Here is a 19,543-nt window from a genome sequence, read left to right as displayed (position 1 = left end):
CGCCATTTTGCCCGTATCAGTTACGGGACGGCAGCCCCGTCGGCACGCCATCCGGCCTGAGTTCCGCGGCCATGCAGCCTTTCGATCCGTAGCCCCAACGGACCTGAACGATCTGCCCTGGCCGAAGCTCAGTGAAGCCGAAGCGACGCAGTGTTTCCATGTGACAGAAGATATCGGGCGTACCTTCACCACGCGTCAGGAAGCCAAAGCCGCGAACGCGGTTGAACCACTTGACGTAGGCACGACACCAATCGCTTTCCGGCTGCACGATCACATGTGTGCGCTGAGGAAGCTGCGACGGGTGAATCGCCGAACTCTCATCCATGCTGAGAATGCGGAATGCCTGCATGCCCTTGGGGCGGCGCATGACTTCGCAATGAACGCGCGCGCCTTCATAAGCAGTCTGAAATCCACCTGCCCGCAGGCAGGTCACATGCAGCAAAATATCCGGTAGTCCATTATCCGGCACGATAAAGCCATAGCCCTTCGAGGCGTCGAACCACTTGATCGTTCCAGCGACTTCGAAAACCTCAGTCGCAGCGTCGTCGAGCGCCTCTGGGCCGATAGGGCCTACATCCATAAAGTCGGATAGCTCGGGACGTTTATTATCCCCCATACTTGCTTACCCCGCATGTACTGTGCGTCAAACGATAACTCCAAGCCTCGCCGCGCCGCCGAGTGTTTCGTTCTGGAAGAGCCCTCTTCAGAAACGAAACGTCGAACGCCACTGCGAAACGGCGGAAACCATATCACCGGCTCTGCAAGGAACTAGGGGCAATATTTTGGCACCTCCCTCTTGACCGTCGGTTGTAGTGTTTGAATCCACATCCTGTTTCGACGTCTAACAGCATGATAAATTGCGAAGAAACATTATCGTGATTCTTCCCCAGTTTCGATTGTGCGAGAACCTCTTTCGAAGTTTCTTCCACATGCGTGGATGACGAGATGCGACGCAAATCGCAAACCAAGTGATTCGTTTTTCTACTTTTGATTCTCGATCTCTTGTTCGCTTCTGCCGATCGGCAAACACAACGATCTTCAGTGCTCATCCACAGCATCACCGATTTGAGCGATTCGCGGTGACTGAACGCCGCGAGACGTTTCAAGATACGGTGTGGCAGATATGCAGCGTTCGCACATGCACGAGGCATTCCCGCACTGGAAGTTGCAACGATAAAGCCAGACGGATAACGGGCAAAAGGTGACTGATGCGCTATTTGCACACTATGGTTCGTATCAGGGACATCTCCTCCAGCCTCGCATTTTATTGCGACGCACTCGGTCTCAGGGAGATTCGCCGCGTCGAAAACGAGAAAGGCCGATTCACTCTCATTTTTCTCGCTGCACCCGAAGATGAGGCTCGCGCACTCACAGAAAAAGCTCCGATGCTTGAACTGACTTATAATTGGGACGCCGAGGACTACGGCTCGGCGCGCAACTTCGGCCATCTCGCCTTCGCCGTCGACGACATCTACGCAACCTGCGCAAAACTTCACGCTGCAGGCGTTACGATCAACCGCCCGCCCCGCGACGGCCATATGGCATTCGTACGCTCACCCGACCTCATCTCCATCGAGCTCTTACAAAAAGGCGACGCACTTCCGCCCCAGGAGCCTTGGTCATCGATGCCGAACACGGGCACATGGTGACGACAGAGAACACAGCGAAGACGATCGCGGTCGTCGGTGCGGGTCCGGCCGGCTTGTTCGCCGCCGAAATCATTGCCCGCGCCGGACATCACGTAACGGTCTATGAACGGATGCCTTCGCCTGCGCGCAAATTCTTGCTTGCCGGGCGCGGCGGCTTGAACCTGACACACAGCGAATCTTTTAAATCGTTCCTGAAGCGCTACGGCGACGCCGCCGCCGAAGTGCGCGGCGCGGTCGAAGCTTTCCCGCCGGCACGCCTCGTCGAGTGGGCCAACGGACTCGACGCTGGCACATTCGTCGGCACCAGCGGTCGCATCTTTCCGAAGGCGATGAAAGCCTCGCCTCTTCTGCGCGCGTGGCTGCGCCGGCTCGCGGAACTCGGCGTCGAAATCAAAACCCGGCACCACTGGACAGGTTTTACCGACTCCGGCGGATTGTCATTCGATACGCCAGAAGGCCGGATCGTGGTCGAGCCCCGCGCAACCCTTTTCGCACTTGGCGGCGCCAGCTGGCCGAAGCTCGGTTCCGATGGTTCGTGGGTAAATCTCTTTCGGCGCGTCGGCGTCGCTGCAACGCCTCTGGCACCCGCCAACTGCGGCGTGCTCATACCTTGGTCGGACATCTTCAGGTCGCGCTTCGAAGGAACAGCATTGAAGCGCATCGCGCTGTCAATCGGCGCCTCCAGCACCCGAGGAGAGGCCATCATCACCGCGCATGGCCTAGAGGGTGGCGGCATTTACGCGCTCGTGCCGCTGCTGCGAACGGCGCTTGCGACCCGCGACTGCGCTCCCCTCACCATCGATCTCAAGCCCGATCAGAACGAGATCGATCTCACCGAGCGCCTTTCGCACCGGCGACCAAAGGAAACGCTGACGAACTTCCTGCGCAAGGCGGCGCATCTCGATGCAGCAGCAATCGCGCTCCTACGCGAATCCGGTACGCCCCTGCCCGAAAGCCCGGATGCGCTTGCCGCACGCATCAAGGCCGTTCCAATCCGGGTTGTCGGCCTGACTGGCCTCGACCGCGCCATTTCGACCGCCGGCGGCATCGCCTGGCAGGAGCTGGACACCGGTTTCATGCTGAAAAGCCGCCCCGGCACCTTCGTCGCAGGCGAAATGCTCGACTGGGAAGCCCCGACCGGCGGCTATTTGCTGCAAGCGACATTCGCGACCGCAGCAGCGGCTGCGAATGGGCTACTCAAATGGCTGGCCTAGAACGGTTAATTTTGTCCGCCGCGGGCGGACCGCCTGCGAACACCATTCTCCACGCCGACGAGAACGGAACATAGTCATCTCCCGATAGATTGAGAAATAATATCCTATTCTTATTTACAAGATTGGCTTCTCAGAGGAATGATTTTCCCCTATGTAACGCGCCGGAGGTTCCCAATGACGTTGTTCGAAGCACCGGCGTCCGCCCCGGGCGGCCAGCCGTCCGATGTCAATTCTGCAGCGCAGCATGCGCTTGCGGCCGAACTCGACCGTAAACTTGAGGTCCTGGAGACGCTTGAGGAACGGCTTGGTGCCATTCGTGACGCCATCAACGGCACCATCGCGTTTTCGACCAGTCTCGGAATCGAAGATCAGGCCATCACCCACGCCATTGCTGCAAGTAACGCAGATATCGACATTTTCACGCTCGACACCGGCCGCCATTTTCCCGAAACGCTCGACACGTTGTTCGAAACCGAAGGCAAATACGGCATCAAGATCCGCGTGATGTTTCCAGATTCCGCCGAAGTCGAAGAGCTTGTCGATAGCGACGGCATCTACGGCTTCCGCTATTCCGTTGAATCCCGCAAAGCCTGCTGCGAAGTCCGCAAGGTGCGACCGCTGAACCGAGCGCTGAAAGGTGCTACCGGCTGGCTCACAGGCCTCCGGCGCGAACAATCGGCCGGCCGCTCGCATGTCCCCTTCGCAAGCTACGATCCGGTGCAAAAACTCATCAAACTGAACCCAATCGCCGATTGGTCTCTTGAAAAGCTCGAAGACTACGTTGCAGCGAACAAAATTCCCGTCAATGCTTTGCATGCGAAGGGCTTTCCCTCGATCGGGTGCCAGCCGTGCACCCGAGCGATCAAGCCGGGCGAAGACATTCGCGCCGGCCGCTGGTGGTGGGAGAATGAAAACGGCAAGGAATGCGGGCTGCACACCCAGTCCGACGATCCAGGATTTGAACCAAAGGACCGCGCGGCATGACGGCCTCGCCATCGCATCTTGATCTGCTCGAAGCTGAGAGCATTCACATCTTCCGTGAGGCTGCGGCCCAGTTTCGCAAGCCCGTGCTGATGTATTCGATCGGCAAGGACTCGACCGTCCTGCTTCATCTCGCGCGCAAGGCGTTTTATCCGCAGAACGTGCCGTTCCCGCTTCTCCACATCGACACGACGTGGAAGTTCAAGGACATGATCGCCTTCCGCGATCGCACCGCCAGCGAGCTTGGACTCGACCTCATCGTCTACACCAACCAGGAAGGCATCAAGCGCGGCATCAACCCGATCGATCATGCCCCTTCCATTCACACCGACGTTCTGAAGACACAGGCGCTGAAACAGGCGCTCGACAAGTACGGCTTCGATGCAGCGTTCGGCGGCGCCCGCCGCGATGAGGAAGCGAGCCGCGCCAAAGAACGTGTCTTCTCCTTCCGGGCCGCCGGCCATCGCTGGGACCCGCGCAAACAGCGCCCCGAGATGTGGAATCTATTGAATGGCCGTCTCGGCACCGGCGAAACCGTTCGCGTTTTCCCGATGTCGAATTGGACCGAGAAAGACGTCTGGCGCTACATCCTCCGCGAAAAGCTGGAAGTCGTCCCACTCTATTTCGCCGCCGAGCGGCCGACGATCGTGCGTGACGGCCAAATCCTCATGCAGGATGACGCTCGCCTCCAACCCCGCCCGGGCGAGAAGATCGAGATGCGAAAGATCCGCTTCCGCACGCTTGGCGACTATCCCCTCACCGCAGCCGTCGAGTCCGACGCCGAAACGATCGAAGCCGTCGTCGCCGAGACGCTCAACGCGCAAACCTCTGAACGCCAGGGCCGCCTCATCGACCATGACCAGGCCGGGGCAATGGAAAAGAAGAAGCAGGAAGGCTATTTCTGATGTCGGTCCACGCCCTGCATAAGATTCAACACGCGACCGCAGCATCGCCCAAGCTCGAAGTCGTGCCGAACCTGGTACGCGAACTTGGCGGCATCACGCATCTTCTCACCTGCGGTTCCGTCGATGACGGCAAATCAACGCTGATCGGACGCCTTCTCTGGGATGCTTCCGACCTCTACGAGGACCAGCGCGAAAACGTCCGCAAGTCCGGACGCAAGGCTGCGGGCACCGACATGCCCGACTTCTCGATGCTGCTCGATGGCCTCGTCGCCGAGCGCGAACAAGGCATCACCATCGACATTGCCTGGAAATATTTCGATACACCGACGCGCCGCTTCGTCATCATCGATTCACCGGGCCACGAGCAGTATACGCGCAACATGGCGTCCGGCGCATCTCACGCCGATGTTGCCATCGTGCTCGTCGATGCCCGCTCCGGCGTCAAGAAGCAGACCAAGCGTCATGCCGCCATCCTTGATCTGGTCGGCGTGAAGCACGTCGTGCTCGCCGTCAACAAGATGGACCTCGTCGACTGGTCGGAAGACGTGTTCCGCAAGATCGAAGCGGATTTCCGTACGCTGTGCTGGAAGTTCAATTTCTGGGACGCCACCGCCATTCCGCTCTCTGCGGTTTTCGGCGACAACGTCACCACTTCCTCGACCAACATGGCTTGGTATTCGGGCCCCACGCTGATCCAGCATCTCGAAAAGACGCCAAGCCGCGCCAGCGAGGCCGGATCGGTATTCCGTTTCCCGGTCCAGACCGTGCTGCGCGACGGCAAGGATTTTCGTGGCCTCGCCGGAACCGTTAGCTCGGGATCGATCAAGGTCGGCGACGCCGTCGTCGATACCTTGAGCAACGCCGCCGCAAAGGTGGTGCGCATTTCGACGTTCGATGGCGACCTTCAGAGCGCCTCGACGGGACAGGCCGTCGCCTTGCAGCTCAGCGTCGACATCGATGTATCGCGCGGAGCAGTTCTCTCTACTCCGCAGGCGGCACCCGTTGCCGCAAAGACGATCGAAGCACGCCTCGTCTGGCTGTCGCAGGAAGATTTTAGTCTGACGGCCGGCTATCTGCTGCGCACCGCGACCGATCTCGTGCCGATTTCGGATCTCGAAATCAAAAGCCTTCTCGATCTCGAGACCATGGCATCGCGCCCGGCACGCGCTTGCACGGCAAACGACATCGCTGTCGCCAAGATCTCGCTTGGGCGGGCGGCGGCGCTCGACGTATTCACCGAAATTCCAGGAACCGGAACACTGCTCATTGTCGATTCCGTGACAGGCGCCACCATTGCCGGCGGCGTTGCGACGTCGGTGAGCGCGCAATCGGAATCGACGGTCGAGGGCCACTTCGTTCTGAAGCGCGACATGCTCGCCAACGGCCTCAATCGCGATCTCTCGATGAGCTCGAAAGATCGCGAAGAGTTCATGCGGCGCGCCAATGAAGTCGCGATCATCCTGCGCGCAGCAGGCGTCGCAGTCGCCATCGAAGCGCCGCCACCCGTCGACGACGGCATGGATCCCGGGCTTTAAAAATCCAAGGCGCGCCGCGAAGCACGAAGTTGCGACGGCGCGCTTTTTCTTCCAGCAAAACAGCGGAAACTCCGAGATTGCAGACGGACGCGATCTCGCGTAGGTCTGACTGTCACGTTCCCGCGGAATCTCATGTCGGAATTCGATTTCAGCGCTCTTTGGCCCATGATTGTCATGGGCGGCTTCGTCGTCGGATTTCTCGTCGGCATGACGGGTGTCGGAGCGGGCTCGCTAATGACACCCTTCCTCATCACTCAGATCGGCGTTCCGCCGACTCTCGCTGTCGGCACCGACCTTCTCTTCGCCTCGATCACCAAGGCGTCGGCTGCGTGGCCGCACCATAACTTCGGCAACGTCAACTGGCGTCTTGTCGGTTGGCTCGCCGCGGGCAGTGTGCCGGGATCAATCGCGATGCTCACGTTGCTGCGCGTCCTCAACCCGGATACGGCAGCCCTCTCGCTGTTCATCAGGGAGGCGCTCGTCGGCGCACTCATCCTCAGTTCGATAGCGATCCTCATTTATCCGATTGTGGTGCGCGGGCACGCGCGCGTTGGAGAACCCGCAGACGTCAAGATCCGTTACGTTCCGACCCTCCTCCTCGGCTTGACGCTCGGCGCCATCGTGACGGTGACCTCGGTCGGCGCCGGTGCAATCGGCGTCGTCATCCTGACGCTGCTCTATCCGACGCTTCGCACGCGCCGGCTGATCGGAACCGACGTCGTGCATGCCGTGCCGCTGACGCTTATTTCCGGCCTCGGCCATCTTTCGATCGGAAATACCAGCTTCGGGCTCTTAGGGCTTTTGCTCTTAGGCTCGATCCCCGGCATCGCCATCGGAACGCGCCTGACCGGCATTTTGCCGGATTGGCTTTTGCGCGTTTTTCTCGCGCTGATCTTGAGCTTCGCGGCCTACCAGCTCGCGCGGAAACTTTGACGGGGGTGCCGTGATCTACTGCACCAACTTCACGTCCGCATGGAACTGATTGCCTGTGGGCGTCTCCTTCACGTAGCCCGAGCGGATCGCGAAGTCGCCAAAATGCTCACCGTCTTTCCGCGTCTTGGCATACTTGATGAAGATCGGCTCGAGCAGCGAAACGATGCGCTGCTTGTCGACATCCTGAGCGTAGAGCTTAGACAGCCGCGAACCATTGAAAGCCGCGCCGAGATAGAGATTATAAAGCCCGGGATTCCGCCCGACCAAGCCAATCTCCGCCAGATACGGCCGCGCGCATCCGTTCGGGCAGCCCGTCATGCGGATGACAATGTCGTCGTCCTTGAGGCCGGCCCGGTCGAGACTGTCCTCGAGCGCCGTGACGAGATCGGGCAGGAAGCGCTCGCTTTCGGACAGCGCCAGCCCGCAGGTCGGCAATGCCACGCACGCCATCGCATTTCGGCGCAATCCAGACGAAACCCCAAGCACGACGCCGTGTGACTTCAGGATCTCTTCGATCTTCGACTTCGATTTGCCGGGCACGTTCGCCAGAATGACATTCTGGTTCGCCGTGCACACGAAATCGCAGATGCCGAGATCGGCGATCTCCCGCAGCGACGTTCGCAGCGCATTGCCGGGCCGATCCTTGATCCGTCCGTTCTCGACGAAGAGTGTCAGATGCCAGGGCTTATCGCCGCCCTTCTTGCCGTCGATGGTTTGCCGCCAGCCGATCTTGTCGCCTGTGCTCGTGAACTTGAATGGCTTCGGCTTGCCGAGCTTGAACCCGACGCGCTTTTCGACCTCGGCGCGGAAGTTATCGAGCCCTCGATCTTCGATCGTGTACTTCAGCCGCGCCCGCGCGCGATTTTCCCGATTGCCCCAGTCGCGCTGAACCGTGACGATCTTCTCCGCGAGCACGATCGCCTGCTCGGGCGTGACGAAGCCAAGAAGATCGGCGGTGCGCGGGAAGGTGTTCGGATCGCCATGCGTCATGCCCATGCCGCCGCCGACGGTCACGTTCCAGCCGACAAGCTCGCCCTTCTCGATGATGGCGATGTAGCCCAGATCGTGCGCGTAGATGTCGACGTCGTTGTCCGGTGGCACCGCGACGACGACTTTGAATTTGCGTGGCAAATAGTGGACGCCGTAGATCGGCTCTTCATCCTTCTTCGCCGGCCTCGACTTGTCTTCGACCTTTTCGCCATCGAGCCATATTTCGTGATAGGCGCCCGTCCGCGGCAGAAGATGCTCGCTGATCGCCTTGCCCAGATCATACGCCTGCCGGTGCGCTTTCGACAGATCGGGATTGGCCGCCGTCATCACGTTGCGGTTGACGTCTCCGCACGCGGCGAGCGTATCGAGGCAGATATCGTGAAACGCCTGCATCGTGCGCTTCAGGTTCGATTTGATGACGCCGTGATACTGGAACGTCTCGCGCGTCGTCAGCCGCATCGAACCGTTGGCGTAGGTGCTCGCGATGTTGTCGAGGCCGATCCACTGCTTCGCATTGAGAAAACCACCCGGGATCCGCAGGCGGATCATGAAGGAATAAGCCTTCTCGAGCCTCTTCTTGCTGCGCTCGCCGCGAACGTCGCGATCGTCCTGAATATAAGAGCCGTGAAACTTGATCAGCTGCTGATCGTCTTCGGCGATCGCACCGGTTTCGACTTTTCTCAAACCCTCGGCCAGCGTTCCGCGCAGCTGATGGCTTTGCTCTTTGATGAATTCGTTCTTCGAACGCTTGTCGGTCATTTTTCGATGGGTCCCGGCATTTCCCCCTCTCCTCCATCCCCGTCAAGACGGGGAGAGGGAATCCAAATCAATAAACGTCGCGCTGATAGCGCCCGGCTTTCGTCAATTCCTTGAGCTTGGCGCGGCCAGCTTCTTCGTCGCCCTTGAACGTCTCAGCCAGAATTTTGCCGAGCATCACGTCGACATCCTTCGCCATGCCTTTCTCGTCACCGCAGACATAGATATGCGCCCCCTCCTGCAGCCACGCATTGATATCGGCGCGCTGCTCCCAGAGGCGATGCTGCACGTAGATCTTTTCCGGCTGATCGCGCGAGAACGCAACATCGATCCGTGTCAGATCGCCGGATGCCAGATAATCCTGCCATTCAAGCTGATACAGGAAGTCATTGGTGAAGTTCCGCTCACCGAAGAACAGCCAGCTCTTGCCCTTTGCCCCGTCGGCGACGCGCTCTTCGACAAAGGCGCGATAGGGTGCGATGCCCGTTCCCGCACCGATCATGATGATCGGCGTATGCCCGTCGGGCGGCAGACGATAATGCCGGTTCGCCTTGACGTAGAGCCGCGCCGTCTGCCCGACCTTACGCCGCTCGCCGAGGAACGTCGATGACACGCCCTTGCGGACGCGGCCATGCGATTCCCAGCGCACCGCACCAACCAGAAGATGCGCCTCACCCGGATGCGCCTTGAGGCTGGAGGCTACCGAGTAAAGCCGTCCAGGCAGCGGCCGCAGGAGGCTTGTCAGCTGCTCCGCGGTGAGCTTCTCCGGATATGCGAGGAAGAGATCGATAAGCTGCCGATCCGCCGCGAACTTCGGATAGCCCTCACCTTCGAGCAGCGCCTTGATATCCGAACGGCCCGTCAGCTTTGCGTAGTTCTCGACGAAAGAGCGCGACAGCGTCGTGACGTCATACGACTTCTGAAGCTTGAGCAGCAGCGCTGCGTCGGACCCGAGCCCAACCGTTTGCAGCAATTCATCGACAAGCGCCGGATCGTTTTCGGGATACATCCCGACCGCATCGCCCGGCTGATAGGTGAATGCCGGATCGTCGAACGTGAATTCCGCGTGCCACGTCTCGCGCGTCGAGCCCGTGCCATTCAGATTGACGAGCGCCGAAATTTCCGCCTCCAGCGGATGTTCCGCCGTGTACTTGGGTTCGTCGTCATCGAGTTGAGCAACGGCGCCGCCGAAATCGACGTGCACGACGGTGCCGCCCGCCTGCTCGTCCTTCGGCGCAAGCTTGGCAAGCGCGTTCTCGGTCCAGTCGGTGGCCTGCTTGGCATAATCGAGATCGAGATCGACGCGATCGAATGCACGCACGCCGCCGAGTTCTTCGAGCCGCGCATCAATCGCCCGGCCGACAGCGCAGAATTGCGCATAAGCGGTGTCGCCGAGCGCCAGGACCGCGAAGCGAACGCCGTCGATCCGCGGAGCCCCATCGCTCATCAGCGTCTGATAAAAATCGACCGCACGCGACGGCGGATCGCCTTCGCCCCACGTCGCCGCAAACACAACGATGTTCTTGGCCTTGGCGAGCAGCGCCATATCGGCGTCGGCCATGTCGAACACCTTGGCATCGAGACCGTGCTTCTGAGCGGCTTTCTTCGCCTTGTTGGCGAGCGTTTCGGAATTGCCGCTTTCGCTTGCATAAAGGATCGTCAGGGGAACACGCGGCTTGGATACCGGAGCAGGCTGCGCCGCGCCCCCACCCTGCGCCGCCTCAAAGCCAGCAAAGAAACCCGCGAGCCAGGAACGCTGCTGCGGAGTTGTCCGCGCAACCACCTTGTTCAACATCTCGATGTCTTCCGGCAAAAACGGAGCATTGCGCGGAAGCAATGGGGTCACGGTCACGAAAAACTCTCCTCGTCAGGGCCCTGAAACCCATAATTCTGGCGCCGGTCTAGCGTGCCTTGACGCCTGGGAATAACCCAAAATCAGTTGTCCTACGGCCGGCGTCTGCCACTTTTAACCGTCAATTCCTAACGGGCCGCGCATCGGCCGCCCGGCCAAGGCACTCTTGTCCGTCCTTTTGCCTTTCGCATACGCCACTTTGGAACAATTTTCTACTCACCTGCGGCATTCCACCCCAAATATAAGAATAATATTCTAATATTGTAGACAGGTCGCCCCAGTCCGTCCCACCTGGCCGGGAAGCCCGGCCAGTCTATCTGCCACCCCCTCTGAGCCAGCGTCGAAAAAGCCCCGCCTCGCACGCCGGACGCGCTGGATCAGACCCACACGCAGACGTGAAGCGCCTTGATTTGAAAAGAAGACTGAGAACGTGATCTTTAGCAGCCAACGGCGGCATCGAGCCTTGACTTTGAGAGGCTGATCCGCAGATTGGGCCGGCACTAGAAAAGTGTCTGCACCAAACAGGTGGGCCCTCGGCGGGGTCTGCTGGGTAGGGAAAGCAGTTTACCGCTTGGAGGAAACACCATGAAGACCTGGACGAAGCCCGAAGTTCGCGAGCAGGAAGTCGGCCTCGAAGTTACGAGCTACCTTCCGGCCGAGATCGATCTCATCTAATTCGATGAAATCCTCGGTCTTGCAAAACTTGTGAGACATCGGAGCGGCGGTCGATTGGCATTCGGCCGCCGCAACCGTACGCTCTCTAGAAACTGAGAGCGCTGCCGGCTTCGGCGACCCGTCGGCGTAACCATATACAGCTCGATGATCATAAAAGTGCTTGGATCCGCCGCTGGGGGCGGATTCCCGCAATGGAATTGCAATGGCCATCACTCATCGCGCGTGAGGGCCGGCGAAGCGGGATATAGGGCAAGGCTGCAATCCTCGCTCGCCGTCAGTTCGGACGGCGTCAATTGGCTATTGCTCAACGCCTCCCCCGATATTCGCCAGCAGATCAACGAAACACCGCAATTGCAGCCCTCGCGCTCCGGTCCGCTGCGCGCTTCGCCGATCAAGGCGGTCGTCGTCACCAATGCCGACGTCGATCACATCACCGGACTTCTGAGCCTGCGCGAAGGCCAGCCCTTTACAATCTATACCTCCGACCGCGTGCTCGCGACGCTCAACGCCAATTCTATCTTCGACGTGCTGGCCGCCGACAAGGTCAAGCGCGTTGCATTCGAACTCGATAAGCCGATCCGCCTCGAAGGCGCAGGCGTCGATCTGGGCCTCGTCGTCGAGCCTTTCGCTGTGCCCGGCAAAGTTGCCCTCTTTCTAGAAAAAGGCGATGCATCCGACAATTTCGGCAGCCGTGACGGCGATACCATCGGCCTTAAGGTCACCGACGCCAAAACGGGCAAGTCGTTCTTCTACATTCCGGGCGTCGCCGAGATCGATCCGCCGCTCGCTGACAAAATTCGCGGTGCCGAGTTGATCTTTCTCGACGGTACGCTGTTTACCGATGACGAGATGCTGACCCAGGGCCTGCTCAACAAAACCGGCAAGCGCATGGGCCATATCTCGGTCTCGGGCCCTGATGGTTCCATTGCGGCCTTGAGCAAGCTCAACGTGAAACGCCGGATTTACGTCCACATCAACAACTCCAACCCAATCCTAGACGAAAACTCAGAAGCTCGTAAAGTCGTCGAAGTATCCGGTTGGGAAGTCGGCTTCGATGGCATGGAGGTACGCCTATGAACCCGGTCAGTCTCGAAAAGAAAACTGCCGAACGCCGCGGTAACGAACCACCGATGTCGACGTCCGAATTCGAAGCTCAGCTTCGCGCCGTTGGCCCGGAGCGCTATCACGATCTGCATCCCTTCCATCACATGCTGCACGGCGGCAAGCTCAACAAAGGCCAGGTTCAGGCCTGGGCTTTGAACCGCTACTGCTATCAGTCGGCCGTCCCGAGAAAAGACGCCGCCCTGATCAGTCGCGTCTATGATCGCGAGCTTCGCCGTGAGTGGACGCACCGCATTCTCGATCACGACGGACTTCTCCCAGACGAGCAGGGCGGCATCGAACGCTGGCTCGTCCTGACCGACGGCCTCGGCCTCGACCGCGAATACGTCATCTCCCGCCGCGGCGCCCTTCCCGCCACTGTCTTCGCCGTCGAATCCTACGTGACGTTCGTTCGCGAGCAGCCGCTCACCATCGCCGTCGCCTCGTCGCTGACGGAACTCTTCGCGCCGAAGATCCACAAGGAGCGGATCGCCGGCATGCTCGAAAACTATGATTTCATCGACGACAAGGTCATGGCCTACTTCAAGCGCCGCCTGACGCAGGCCCCGCGCGACGCCGACTTCGCGCTCCAATACGTTCTGAAGAACGCCAAGACGCGCGAGGAACAAGAAGCCTGCATCGATGCCGTCCGCTTCAAATGCAACGTGCTATGGGTGCAGCTCGATGCGCTTTATCATGCTTATATCGATGGGCACGTTCCGCCCGGCGCATTCCGCCCAGAGGCTTGACGAATGAGCGGCAACGCAACTCGCACACGTGTGATCGTAGGGCCGGCTTCAAAACCGGCCCTGCCTCCCCACATTAAACTCAGACACGATCCGGGACGCGGCCGCTGGCATGTGCTGGCGCCGGAACGCGTATTCGAGCCAGATCCGATCGCCATCGAAATCCTGAAGCGTTGTGACGGCATCACCTCGGTGGAGCAGATCGCGAACGATCTCGCCAAGGACTATAACGCACCTGTGCAGGAAATTCTGAACGACACGATTTCCATGCTTCAGGAGCTTTCGGACAAAGGCGTGGTCAAGGCTGCTTAACGAAACCCGGGACAAAACGGAGCAGATGTCATGAATGAAATCGCGCCGATGGAGCAGTTCTCCGACAAGCCCGTCGTCGAAGCATGCGCCAGAGCCCCTGTCGGGCTGCTGGCCGAGCTGACACATCGCTGCCCGCTTCAGTGTCCCTACTGCTCAAACCCGCTCGAGCTTGATCGAGTCAACAGCGAGTTGACGACCGAGCAGTGGCAGCACGTCATGCGTCAGGCGGCCGATCTCGGCATCCTCCAGATCCATCTCTCGGGCGGCGAGCCGACGGTCCGCAAGGATCTCGAAGACATCGTCGAGGTCGCGGCGAAGGCAGGGCTTTATACCAATCTCATCACCGCCGGCGTAACGCTCACCCGCGACCGCCTGAAGCGGCTGAAAGAGCTTGGGCTCGATCATGTCCAGTTGTCGATCCAGGACGTCGACGAAGCCAACGCCGAAAAGATTTCCGCCTACAAGAACGGCCTCGCTAAGAAGCGCGAAGTCGGCAAATGGGTGCGCGAGCTTGATATGCCGCTCACGGTCAACGCGCCGATCCATCGCCTCAACATCGAGAACCTCCCGAACATCATCGAGTTCGCCGTCGAACTGGGCGCCGGCCGCATCGAGGTCGCCAACATTCAGTATTACGCCTGGGCTCTAAAGAATCGCGCCGCCCTGATGCCGACCCGCGCCCAGGTCCTGAAAAGCGCCGAGATTGTCGAGGAAGCGAAGGAGCGCCTGAAGGGCGTCATGGTCTTCGACTTCGTCGTTCCCGATTACTACGCCAAGACGCCGAAGCCCTGCATGGGCGGCTGGGGCCGCGGCGTCATGAATGTTACGCCGCAAGGCCGCGTGCTTCCGTGCCATGCTTCCGAAACCGTGCCGGGCCTCATCTTCGACAACGTCAAGGACCGCCCGCTCGCCGACATCTGGCTCAACGGCCAAGCGTTCCAGAAGTATCGCGGCACGAGCTGGATGAAAGAGCCCTGCCGCAGTTGCCCGCGCGCCGAACTGGACTTCGGCGGCTGCCGGTGCCAGGCGATGGCATTCACCGGCGACGCCGCCAACACCGATCCGGCCTGCAAGCTATCACCCCACCATCAGGCTTTCGTACAAGTCGCCGAGATGGAGAGCGCCGAGCAAACGCCGCCGCCGTTCGTCTATCGCCGCATGGCACCTGCAAAGGCGCCGGCGGCGGAATAAGTTGAACTAAATGTAAAATTTCGCGCGCTCTGCGTGTATGTGCGCCGCAAGATGCGCACGCTGCGCGCGGTCTTCACACTGCGGCATTCTGTTCGGCTCAGGTTCAGAAATTAAATGCCAATTTCCCGCGACTGGGCTATGAGTTGCAACGTTTCTAAAGTGCCGCTCAGGCGAAACGGGAAGGAAGATTTAGAATGCGCAAGTGGGTTCTGGCGATCGCGATGATCGCCGCTGTACCGGCAGTTGGCCATGCCGCGGACGCCGAAGCAGGCAAGACGATTTTCAACAAGTGCAAGGCCTGCCACCAAGTCGATAAGAACGCCGTCGGCCCGCATCTGGGTGGCATCGTCGGCCGCAAGGCAGCTTCGGTCGCCGATTACAACTATTCCGACGCGCTGAAGAAGTCGGGCATCACCTGGGATGAAGCCGCTCTCGACAAGTGGCTGCAGGGCCCGTCGAAGGACGTCCCCGGCACGAAGATGATCTTCGCCGGCGTCAAGGATCCGACCGACCGCGCCAACCTGATCGCCTACCTCGCGACGCTGAAGTAATTTCCGCGCAGCGACGGCAAATTTGAAGCACCGCGAAGATGGGGTTCTTCGCGGTGCTTTCTTTTTCAAGACCCGACCGGAACGACGTCTTCAGCATTCAGTTCGCTGAGCATCGCATCGAGCGTCTGACCGCCGATGGAAAAATCCGGAGCGATATCGCGCAGCGGCACCAGCACGAACGCGCGCTCAGCGATCAGCGGATGCGGCACGACGAGATCCGGCTCGCAGATCTGCCGCTTGCCGAATGTCAGTATATCGACATCGATGATCCGCGGCCCCCAGTGCTGCACGCGGACACGCCCCATGTCGTTTTCGACCGCCTGGCAACGCCTCAAGAGCTCATGCGGCGAAAGCGCCGTTTGCACGCCGACGCAGGCGTTGACGAACCAGTCCTGATCCGTAACGCCCCACGGCGCTGTTCTGTAAAGGCGCGAACGCGCCACGACCTTGACCACGCCGTCGGCGCCTAGCCGATCGATCGCGTCCTCGATATTCGCGACGCGATCGCCGATGTTCGTGCCGAGCGCCAGAACGGCATCGAACTTCGCCGGAACGCCCCGAACCTCGGCTCCCGAACACGAAGTCATGGCCTTTGGCGGCGCGTCTCCCATCAGTCGTACTTGATGTACGCAAAGCGCATGTCGCCGTGCGGCGTACCCTCCAGGCCCTTACCCTCCTTGCCCGGCTGCCAATGCACGACCTCTTCGATCTTTTTGGCAAGTTCGAGATCCTTCGAGGTGATGCCCTTCGCCGAATGCGTCATCAGCCGCACTTCCACCCACGCATAGGAACAGGTGATGTCGGGATGGTGCCAGGCAGCTTCGGCGAGATGGCCAACCGTGTTGACGACCATCAGCGTCCCCTTCCAGCTCGCCGTCTTGTATGTGCGCTTGATCCATCCGTCTTCCAGCTTCCAGCTCGGGAGGTTGGCAGCGAGCCACGCCTTAACTTCTGCCTCTGCCATAGGTTTTTCGCGTTCTGCACTCATCTTGCCCTCGACCTCCAATTATCGGACAACTCGGTCCTGAAATCCTACCGCCGCCGCATCCGGAAAAGCAAACGGCTGCCCGCGCGGTCTTTCAAGTGAAAGGATAGCTTTTCGTGAAGCCTTTTCCGGCGACTTCAGCCGCGCTTCGTGTCACGGCTCCGGCGCGCCTGCACCTGGGCTTCCTCGATTTGAACGGCGACATCGGCCGGCGCTACGGCAGCATCGGCATCGCCATCGATCGCCCGAGCACCGAACTGACGATAACCAAAGCCGCGGAGAACGTGGCGACCGGCGCCGAAAGCCGGCGCGTGCAGAAGCTCCTTCGCAAATTTACCGATGACGGCAAATCCGGCGCCTATGCCATCGACGTCGCCGAAGCCATCCCCGCCCATGCCGGTCTGGGCTCCGGGACGCAACTTGCGCTCGCCGTCGGCATAGCCATCGCGCGCATGCAGGGCCGCGAGCTTTCGGCCGCCGATCTCGCAACCCTTGGTGAACGCGGCGCTCGTTCCGGCATCGGCCTCGAAGCCTTTGTTTCCGGCGGCTTCATCATCGATGGCGGAAAAGGCAGGGCCAACCGCCCGCCGCCTTTGACGCTCCGCACCGATTTCCCCGACCGTTGGCGCATCCTCCTGATCCTCGATCCGAGCTTTGCGGGTGTTTCGGGAGAAGCCGAAGTTACCGCATTCGCCGGCCTTCCCGCATTCCCCGAAAGCCAAGCTGCACATATTTGTCATCTGGTTCTGATGAAGCTCGTCCCGGGTCTTAAGGAGGAGGACATCGAGGCTTTCGGCTCGGCAGTCACCGAAATTCAGGAGATCGTCGGAGCCCATTTTGCATCGAAGCAGGGAGGGAGTGCCTGGACCAGCCGTGCGGTCGGCGAGCTCGCTTCGCGGATGCGAGATGAGGGCGCTACGGGCATCGGCCAAAGCTCTTGGGGACCGACGGGCTTCGCCTTTGTCGATAGCCCTCAAGCGGCAGAACGCCTCTATCATTCTTTAAACGAAGACGCTAAACGCGACGGGCTCGAAATTCTCATCGCACATGGCCGAAACACCGGCGCAAGCGTCGAAACGCTGCGCAATTCATAACGAACGGAGCATTAACGAAAATGAGCGACGCAACCCCGATCCTGCACATGCTCGCGCCGCAGAAGCATATGAGCCCCTTCGACGTGAACATGGCAGCCGACGCCGGTTTCAAGGTGATCGTTCCCTACATCAATGTTGAGCTGACCGAGGTCACGGGCCTCATTCAAGACGCCATCTTCTCCCGTCCGCCGAACTACGGCGTCCGCACCGGATTCTTCATGGGCGGCAAGGATGCAATCCTCGCGCTCGACATGCTGGAAGCCGCCAAGAAGGCGATGGTGCCTCCGTTCGAATGCTCCGTCTTCGCCGATCCCGCAGGTTCCTTCACGACGGCCGCCGCCATGGTCGCCTGCGTCGAGAAAGTGCTGAAAGAAAAATTCGGCAAGACCTGGAAGGGAACGAAAGTCGCCGTCTTCGGCGCCACCGGCGTCGTCGGTTTCGCATCCTCGATCATCTCTGCGCTTGAAGGCGCCGACGTCAAACTCGTCGCCCATCGTGGCGTCGATCGCGTCATCAAGAACGCCAAGATTTCGAAAGACCGCTTCGGCGTTGATCTGACCCCGGCGCCCGGCGAAACCGACGAGCAGAAGAACGAGATCATCGAAAACGCGGAAGTGATCTTCGCGGCTGCCGCCGCCGGCGTCCGCGTCGTCTCGAAAGAGCAGATGCAGAAGGCCAAGAACCTGCTCGTCATGGCCGACGTCAACGCCGTTCCACCTCCGGGCGTCGAAGGCATGGAGCTGTTCATGAACGGCGAGAAGCTGCCCGGTTCCGATGCGCTCGGCGTTGGTCCTCTAGCCATTGGCGATATCAAGTACAAGTGCGAGTCTGGCCTCTTCAAGCAGATGATCGCGTCCGACAAGCCGCTTTCTCTCGATTTCCGCCACGCCTACGCACTCGCCAAAGAACTCGTTGGATTGGTCTGAGATTGAGCGGCGAAACGGTCCTCATAGCGGCATTCTCCGGGCGGAGCCTCGCGCAATCTGCCCGGCGTGCCGGCTATCGGCCGTTCGTCGCCGACGCCTTCGGCGACATCGACACGAAAGAAGCCGCTGATGACATTCGTGTCATCGACGGCGCCATGCAGACGGGCTTTCACACCAAGCAGATCGTTGCCGCGCTCGAAGACCTGTCGCGCGCCTCAGGCTCCGCGCCGATCGGACTGGTCTTAGGCTCGGGCTTCGAAGACAAGCCTCGCCTCGTCGGCGCACTCGCAGCGCGCTTTCGACTGCTCTGCTCGGGCGCCGAAACGATCGCCACCTGCAAAGACCCCAAGAAGTTCTTCGGCATGCTTGGCAAGCTCGGCGTCCGACATCCCGAGACGCAGATCGAACGACCATCCTCTCCCGAGGATTGGATTTCAAAACGTGTCGGCGGCAGCGGCGGCCGCCACATTCGCGATTGCTCCGGGCCGTCCCATTCAAAACCGCGCCGCTACTTTCAGCAGCGCCTCTCCGGCGACCGCTATTCCGTCGGCGGCCTCATCGACATTCCGACTTCCGATGGCGGACGGTCGGATTCCTATTTCGCGACGAAGCAGTGGACGTCCCCGTCACTGAAGCATCCCTATCGTTTCGGCGGCTGCGTCTCTCAACCGGTATGTGACCCGAACCTTCTACGCGACCTCGTGAACATCGCGAGCCGCGTTGGCGACGAGTTAAGCCTCAAAGGCATGGCGTCGTTTGACTTCATCGTGTCGGATGGCGTGCCCTATCTCCTTGAGGTCAACCCACGCCCGGGCGCATCAGCTGACGTCCTCGACGATCCCACCGGCAATTTCTTTCGTGCCCAGATGGCCGCATGGGCGAATGGCGAATATTGGCCCGGTGAGCGCACGGCGCCAAAAGCCATGGCCATCCTTCACGCCGATCGTGGTCCGGTCATCCTCGGCAACACCCCTTGGCCCGAATGGAGCGCCGATCGCGGCGCCTCGGGGACCGTCGTTCCCGAAGGCGCACCTCTGGCCAGTGTTTTCGCCGAAGCCGCGACCGCCGATGCGGCAGAAGCCCTCGCCCGCAGCCGCTTGGCTGAGCTTGAAGACCTGATATACGGACACGCAAAATCCTGATCGGA

The 19,543-nt window shown here is 60.3% G+C and carries 20 protein-coding genes; 15 read left to right on the top strand and 5 right to left on the bottom strand.

What is annotated here, in order from left to right:
• Nucleotides 1-16 precede the first annotated feature (16 nt).
• Nucleotides 17-616, bottom strand: coding sequence for a cold-shock protein (locus QM780_RS04305; RefSeq protein WP_415069254.1), 600 nt, complete (start codon nt 614-616; stop codon nt 17-19).
• A gap of 592 nt (nt 617-1,208) precedes the next feature.
• On the opposite strand from QM780_RS04305, the gene QM780_RS04300 reads away from it, so the two are divergent.
• From QM780_RS04300 to QM780_RS04275, 6 genes are all read left to right on the top strand, one after another.
• Nucleotides 1,209-1,649: a VOC family protein gene (locus QM780_RS04300; RefSeq protein ID WP_415069253.1), complete on the top strand. Its 441-nt coding sequence runs from the start codon at nt 1,209-1,211 to the stop codon at nt 1,647-1,649.
• Nucleotides 1,643-2,863 (top strand): TIGR03862 family flavoprotein, encoded by a 1,221-nt coding sequence (locus QM780_RS04295; protein ID WP_415069252.1) that lies wholly within the window; start codon nt 1,643-1,645, stop codon nt 2,861-2,863. Before QM780_RS04300 ends, QM780_RS04295 begins: the two co-directional genes overlap by 7 nt.
• Before the next feature lie 174 nt (nt 2,864-3,037).
• Nucleotides 3,038-3,847 (top strand): phosphoadenylyl-sulfate reductase, encoded by an 810-nt coding sequence (locus tag QM780_RS04290; RefSeq protein ID WP_415069251.1) that lies wholly within the window; start codon nt 3,038-3,040, stop codon nt 3,845-3,847.
• Nucleotides 3,844-4,749 (top strand): sulfate adenylyltransferase subunit CysD, encoded by a 906-nt coding sequence (gene cysD / locus QM780_RS04285; RefSeq protein ID WP_415069250.1) that lies wholly within the window; start codon nt 3,844-3,846, stop codon nt 4,747-4,749. The genes QM780_RS04290 and cysD overlap by 4 nt, the downstream gene beginning before the upstream one ends.
• Entirely contained in the window at nt 4,749-6,284 is a 1,536-nt protein-coding gene (locus QM780_RS04280; RefSeq protein WP_415069249.1) for a GTP-binding protein, read from the top strand. Before cysD ends, QM780_RS04280 begins: the two co-directional genes overlap by 1 nt.
• A 132-nt stretch (nt 6,285-6,416) precedes the next feature.
• Nucleotides 6,417-7,217 (top strand): sulfite exporter TauE/SafE family protein, encoded by an 801-nt coding sequence (locus QM780_RS04275; protein ID WP_415069248.1) that lies wholly within the window; start codon nt 6,417-6,419, stop codon nt 7,215-7,217.
• Between the two features lie 15 nt (nt 7,218-7,232).
• Here QM780_RS04275 and QM780_RS04270 read toward each other — a convergent pair whose 3' ends face one another.
• The gene (locus QM780_RS04270) at nt 7,233-8,966 is read right to left on the bottom strand and encodes an NADPH-dependent assimilatory sulfite reductase hemoprotein subunit (protein WP_415069247.1); all 1,734 of its coding nucleotides are present in this window, start codon (nt 8,964-8,966) and stop codon (nt 7,233-7,235) included.
• A 67-nt stretch (nt 8,967-9,033) separates the two neighbouring features.
• Nucleotides 9,034-10,815, bottom strand: coding sequence for a sulfite reductase flavoprotein subunit alpha (locus tag QM780_RS04265; protein WP_415069246.1), 1,782 nt, complete (start codon nt 10,813-10,815; stop codon nt 9,034-9,036).
• 585 nt (nt 10,816-11,400) lie between these two features.
• Between QM780_RS04265 and pqqA the strand changes: the two genes are divergently transcribed.
• The 6 genes from pqqA (at nt 11,401) to QM780_RS04235 (ending at nt 15,391) form a co-directional block, all read left to right on the top strand.
• A complete protein-coding gene (gene pqqA / locus QM780_RS04260) occupies nt 11,401-11,490 on the top strand; it encodes a pyrroloquinoline quinone precursor peptide PqqA (protein WP_013947273.1) in 90 nt (29 codons plus the stop codon).
• A 144-nt stretch (nt 11,491-11,634) separates the two neighbouring features.
• Nucleotides 11,635-12,567: a pyrroloquinoline quinone biosynthesis protein PqqB gene (pqqB, locus tag QM780_RS04255; protein WP_415069245.1), complete on the top strand. Its 933-nt coding sequence runs from the start codon at nt 11,635-11,637 to the stop codon at nt 12,565-12,567.
• Nucleotides 12,564-13,340 (top strand): pyrroloquinoline-quinone synthase PqqC, encoded by a 777-nt coding sequence (gene pqqC / locus QM780_RS04250; RefSeq protein ID WP_415069244.1) that lies wholly within the window; start codon nt 12,564-12,566, stop codon nt 13,338-13,340. The genes pqqB and pqqC overlap by 4 nt, the downstream gene beginning before the upstream one ends.
• 3 nt (nt 13,341-13,343) lie before the next feature.
• Nucleotides 13,344-13,649 carry a pyrroloquinoline quinone biosynthesis peptide chaperone PqqD gene (gene pqqD / locus QM780_RS04245; RefSeq protein WP_415069243.1) on the top strand — a complete coding sequence of 102 codons (306 nt, stop codon included), beginning with the start codon at nt 13,344-13,346 and terminating at the stop codon, nt 13,647-13,649.
• 30 nt (nt 13,650-13,679) lie between these two features.
• Nucleotides 13,680-14,840, top strand: a complete 1,161-nt coding sequence (gene pqqE, locus QM780_RS04240; protein ID WP_415069242.1) for a pyrroloquinoline quinone biosynthesis protein PqqE — start codon at nt 13,680-13,682, stop codon at nt 14,838-14,840.
• A 194-nt stretch (nt 14,841-15,034) separates the two neighbouring features.
• Nucleotides 15,035-15,391 (top strand): c-type cytochrome, encoded by a 357-nt coding sequence (locus QM780_RS04235; protein ID WP_415069241.1) that lies wholly within the window; start codon nt 15,035-15,037, stop codon nt 15,389-15,391.
• 65 nt (nt 15,392-15,456) lie between these two features.
• Here the strand turns inward: QM780_RS04235 and folK are convergent, their stop codons facing one another.
• Both folK and QM780_RS04225 read right to left on the bottom strand, forming a co-directional pair.
• On the bottom strand, nt 15,457-15,978 hold the full coding sequence (gene folK / locus QM780_RS04230) for a 2-amino-4-hydroxy-6-hydroxymethyldihydropteridine diphosphokinase (protein ID WP_415069240.1): 522 nt from the start codon (nt 15,976-15,978) through the stop codon (nt 15,457-15,459).
• Between the two features lie 23 nt (nt 15,979-16,001).
• The gene (locus tag QM780_RS04225) at nt 16,002-16,379 is read right to left on the bottom strand and encodes a 4a-hydroxytetrahydrobiopterin dehydratase (protein ID WP_415069239.1); all 378 of its coding nucleotides are present in this window, start codon (nt 16,377-16,379) and stop codon (nt 16,002-16,004) included.
• A gap of 113 nt (nt 16,380-16,492) precedes the next feature.
• Here QM780_RS04225 and QM780_RS04220 point away from each other — a divergent pair, with 113 nt between their 5' ends.
• Genes QM780_RS04220 through QM780_RS04210 form a run of 3 tightly spaced genes read left to right on the top strand, consistent with a single transcriptional unit; the run spans nt 16,493 to nt 19,538 of the window.
• Nucleotides 16,493-17,470 carry a beta-ribofuranosylaminobenzene 5'-phosphate synthase family protein gene (locus QM780_RS04220; RefSeq protein ID WP_415069238.1) on the top strand — a complete coding sequence of 326 codons (978 nt, stop codon included), beginning with the start codon at nt 16,493-16,495 and terminating at the stop codon, nt 17,468-17,470.
• A 20-nt stretch (nt 17,471-17,490) separates the two neighbouring features.
• Nucleotides 17,491-18,396, top strand: a complete 906-nt coding sequence (locus tag QM780_RS04215) for an NAD(P)-dependent methylenetetrahydromethanopterin dehydrogenase (RefSeq protein ID WP_415069237.1) — start codon at nt 17,491-17,493, stop codon at nt 18,394-18,396.
• Nucleotides 18,397-18,398: 2 nt separating this feature from the next.
• A complete protein-coding gene (locus tag QM780_RS04210; protein WP_415069236.1) occupies nt 18,399-19,538 on the top strand; it encodes an ATP-grasp domain-containing protein in 1,140 nt (379 codons plus the stop codon).
• The last annotated feature ends 5 nt before the right edge of the window (nt 19,539-19,543 follow it).

Source organism: Hyphomicrobium sp. (genome assembly GCF_047600905.1).
Classification (GTDB): domain Bacteria; phylum Pseudomonadota; class Alphaproteobacteria; order Rhizobiales; family Hyphomicrobiaceae; genus Hyphomicrobium_B.
The sequence above is the reverse complement of the archived record's forward strand: the minus strand, read 5'-3'. Positions and strand labels throughout refer to the sequence as shown.

Excerpts from the sequence above, each read along its gene's own strand:
- QM780_RS04305 (WP_415069254.1), bottom strand. The coding sequence starts at position 616 with ATGGGGGATAATAAACGTCCCGAGCTATCCGACTTTATGGATGTAGGC.
- QM780_RS04300 (WP_415069253.1), top strand. The coding sequence starts at position 1,209 with ATGCGCTATTTGCACACTATGGTTCGTATCAGGGACATCTCCTCCAGC.
- QM780_RS04295 (WP_415069252.1), top strand. The coding sequence starts at position 1,643 with ATGGTGACGACAGAGAACACAGCGAAGACGATCGCGGTCGTCGGTGCG.
- QM780_RS04290 (WP_415069251.1), top strand. The coding sequence starts at position 3,038 with ATGACGTTGTTCGAAGCACCGGCGTCCGCCCCGGGCGGCCAGCCGTCC.
- cysD (WP_415069250.1), top strand. The coding sequence starts at position 3,844 with ATGACGGCCTCGCCATCGCATCTTGATCTGCTCGAAGCTGAGAGCATT.
- QM780_RS04280 (WP_415069249.1), top strand. The coding sequence starts at position 4,749 with ATGTCGGTCCACGCCCTGCATAAGATTCAACACGCGACCGCAGCATCG.
- QM780_RS04275 (WP_415069248.1), top strand. The coding sequence starts at position 6,417 with ATGTCGGAATTCGATTTCAGCGCTCTTTGGCCCATGATTGTCATGGGC.
- QM780_RS04270 (WP_415069247.1), bottom strand. The coding sequence starts at position 8,966 with ATGACCGACAAGCGTTCGAAGAACGAATTCATCAAAGAGCAAAGCCAT.
- pqqA (WP_013947273.1), top strand. The coding sequence starts at position 11,401 with ATGAAGACCTGGACGAAGCCCGAAGTTCGCGAGCAGGAAGTCGGCCTC.
- pqqB (WP_415069245.1), top strand. The coding sequence starts at position 11,635 with ATGATCATAAAAGTGCTTGGATCCGCCGCTGGGGGCGGATTCCCGCAA.
- pqqC (WP_415069244.1), top strand. The coding sequence starts at position 12,564 with ATGAACCCGGTCAGTCTCGAAAAGAAAACTGCCGAACGCCGCGGTAAC.
- pqqD (WP_415069243.1), top strand. The coding sequence starts at position 13,344 with ATGAGCGGCAACGCAACTCGCACACGTGTGATCGTAGGGCCGGCTTCA.
- pqqE (WP_415069242.1), top strand. The coding sequence starts at position 13,680 with ATGAATGAAATCGCGCCGATGGAGCAGTTCTCCGACAAGCCCGTCGTC.
- QM780_RS04235 (WP_415069241.1), top strand. The coding sequence starts at position 15,035 with ATGCGCAAGTGGGTTCTGGCGATCGCGATGATCGCCGCTGTACCGGCA.
- folK (WP_415069240.1), bottom strand. The coding sequence starts at position 15,978 with ATGACTTCGTGTTCGGGAGCCGAGGTTCGGGGCGTTCCGGCGAAGTTC.
- QM780_RS04225 (WP_415069239.1), bottom strand. The coding sequence starts at position 16,379 with ATGAGTGCAGAACGCGAAAAACCTATGGCAGAGGCAGAAGTTAAGGCG.
- QM780_RS04215 (WP_415069237.1), top strand. The coding sequence starts at position 17,491 with ATGAGCGACGCAACCCCGATCCTGCACATGCTCGCGCCGCAGAAGCAT.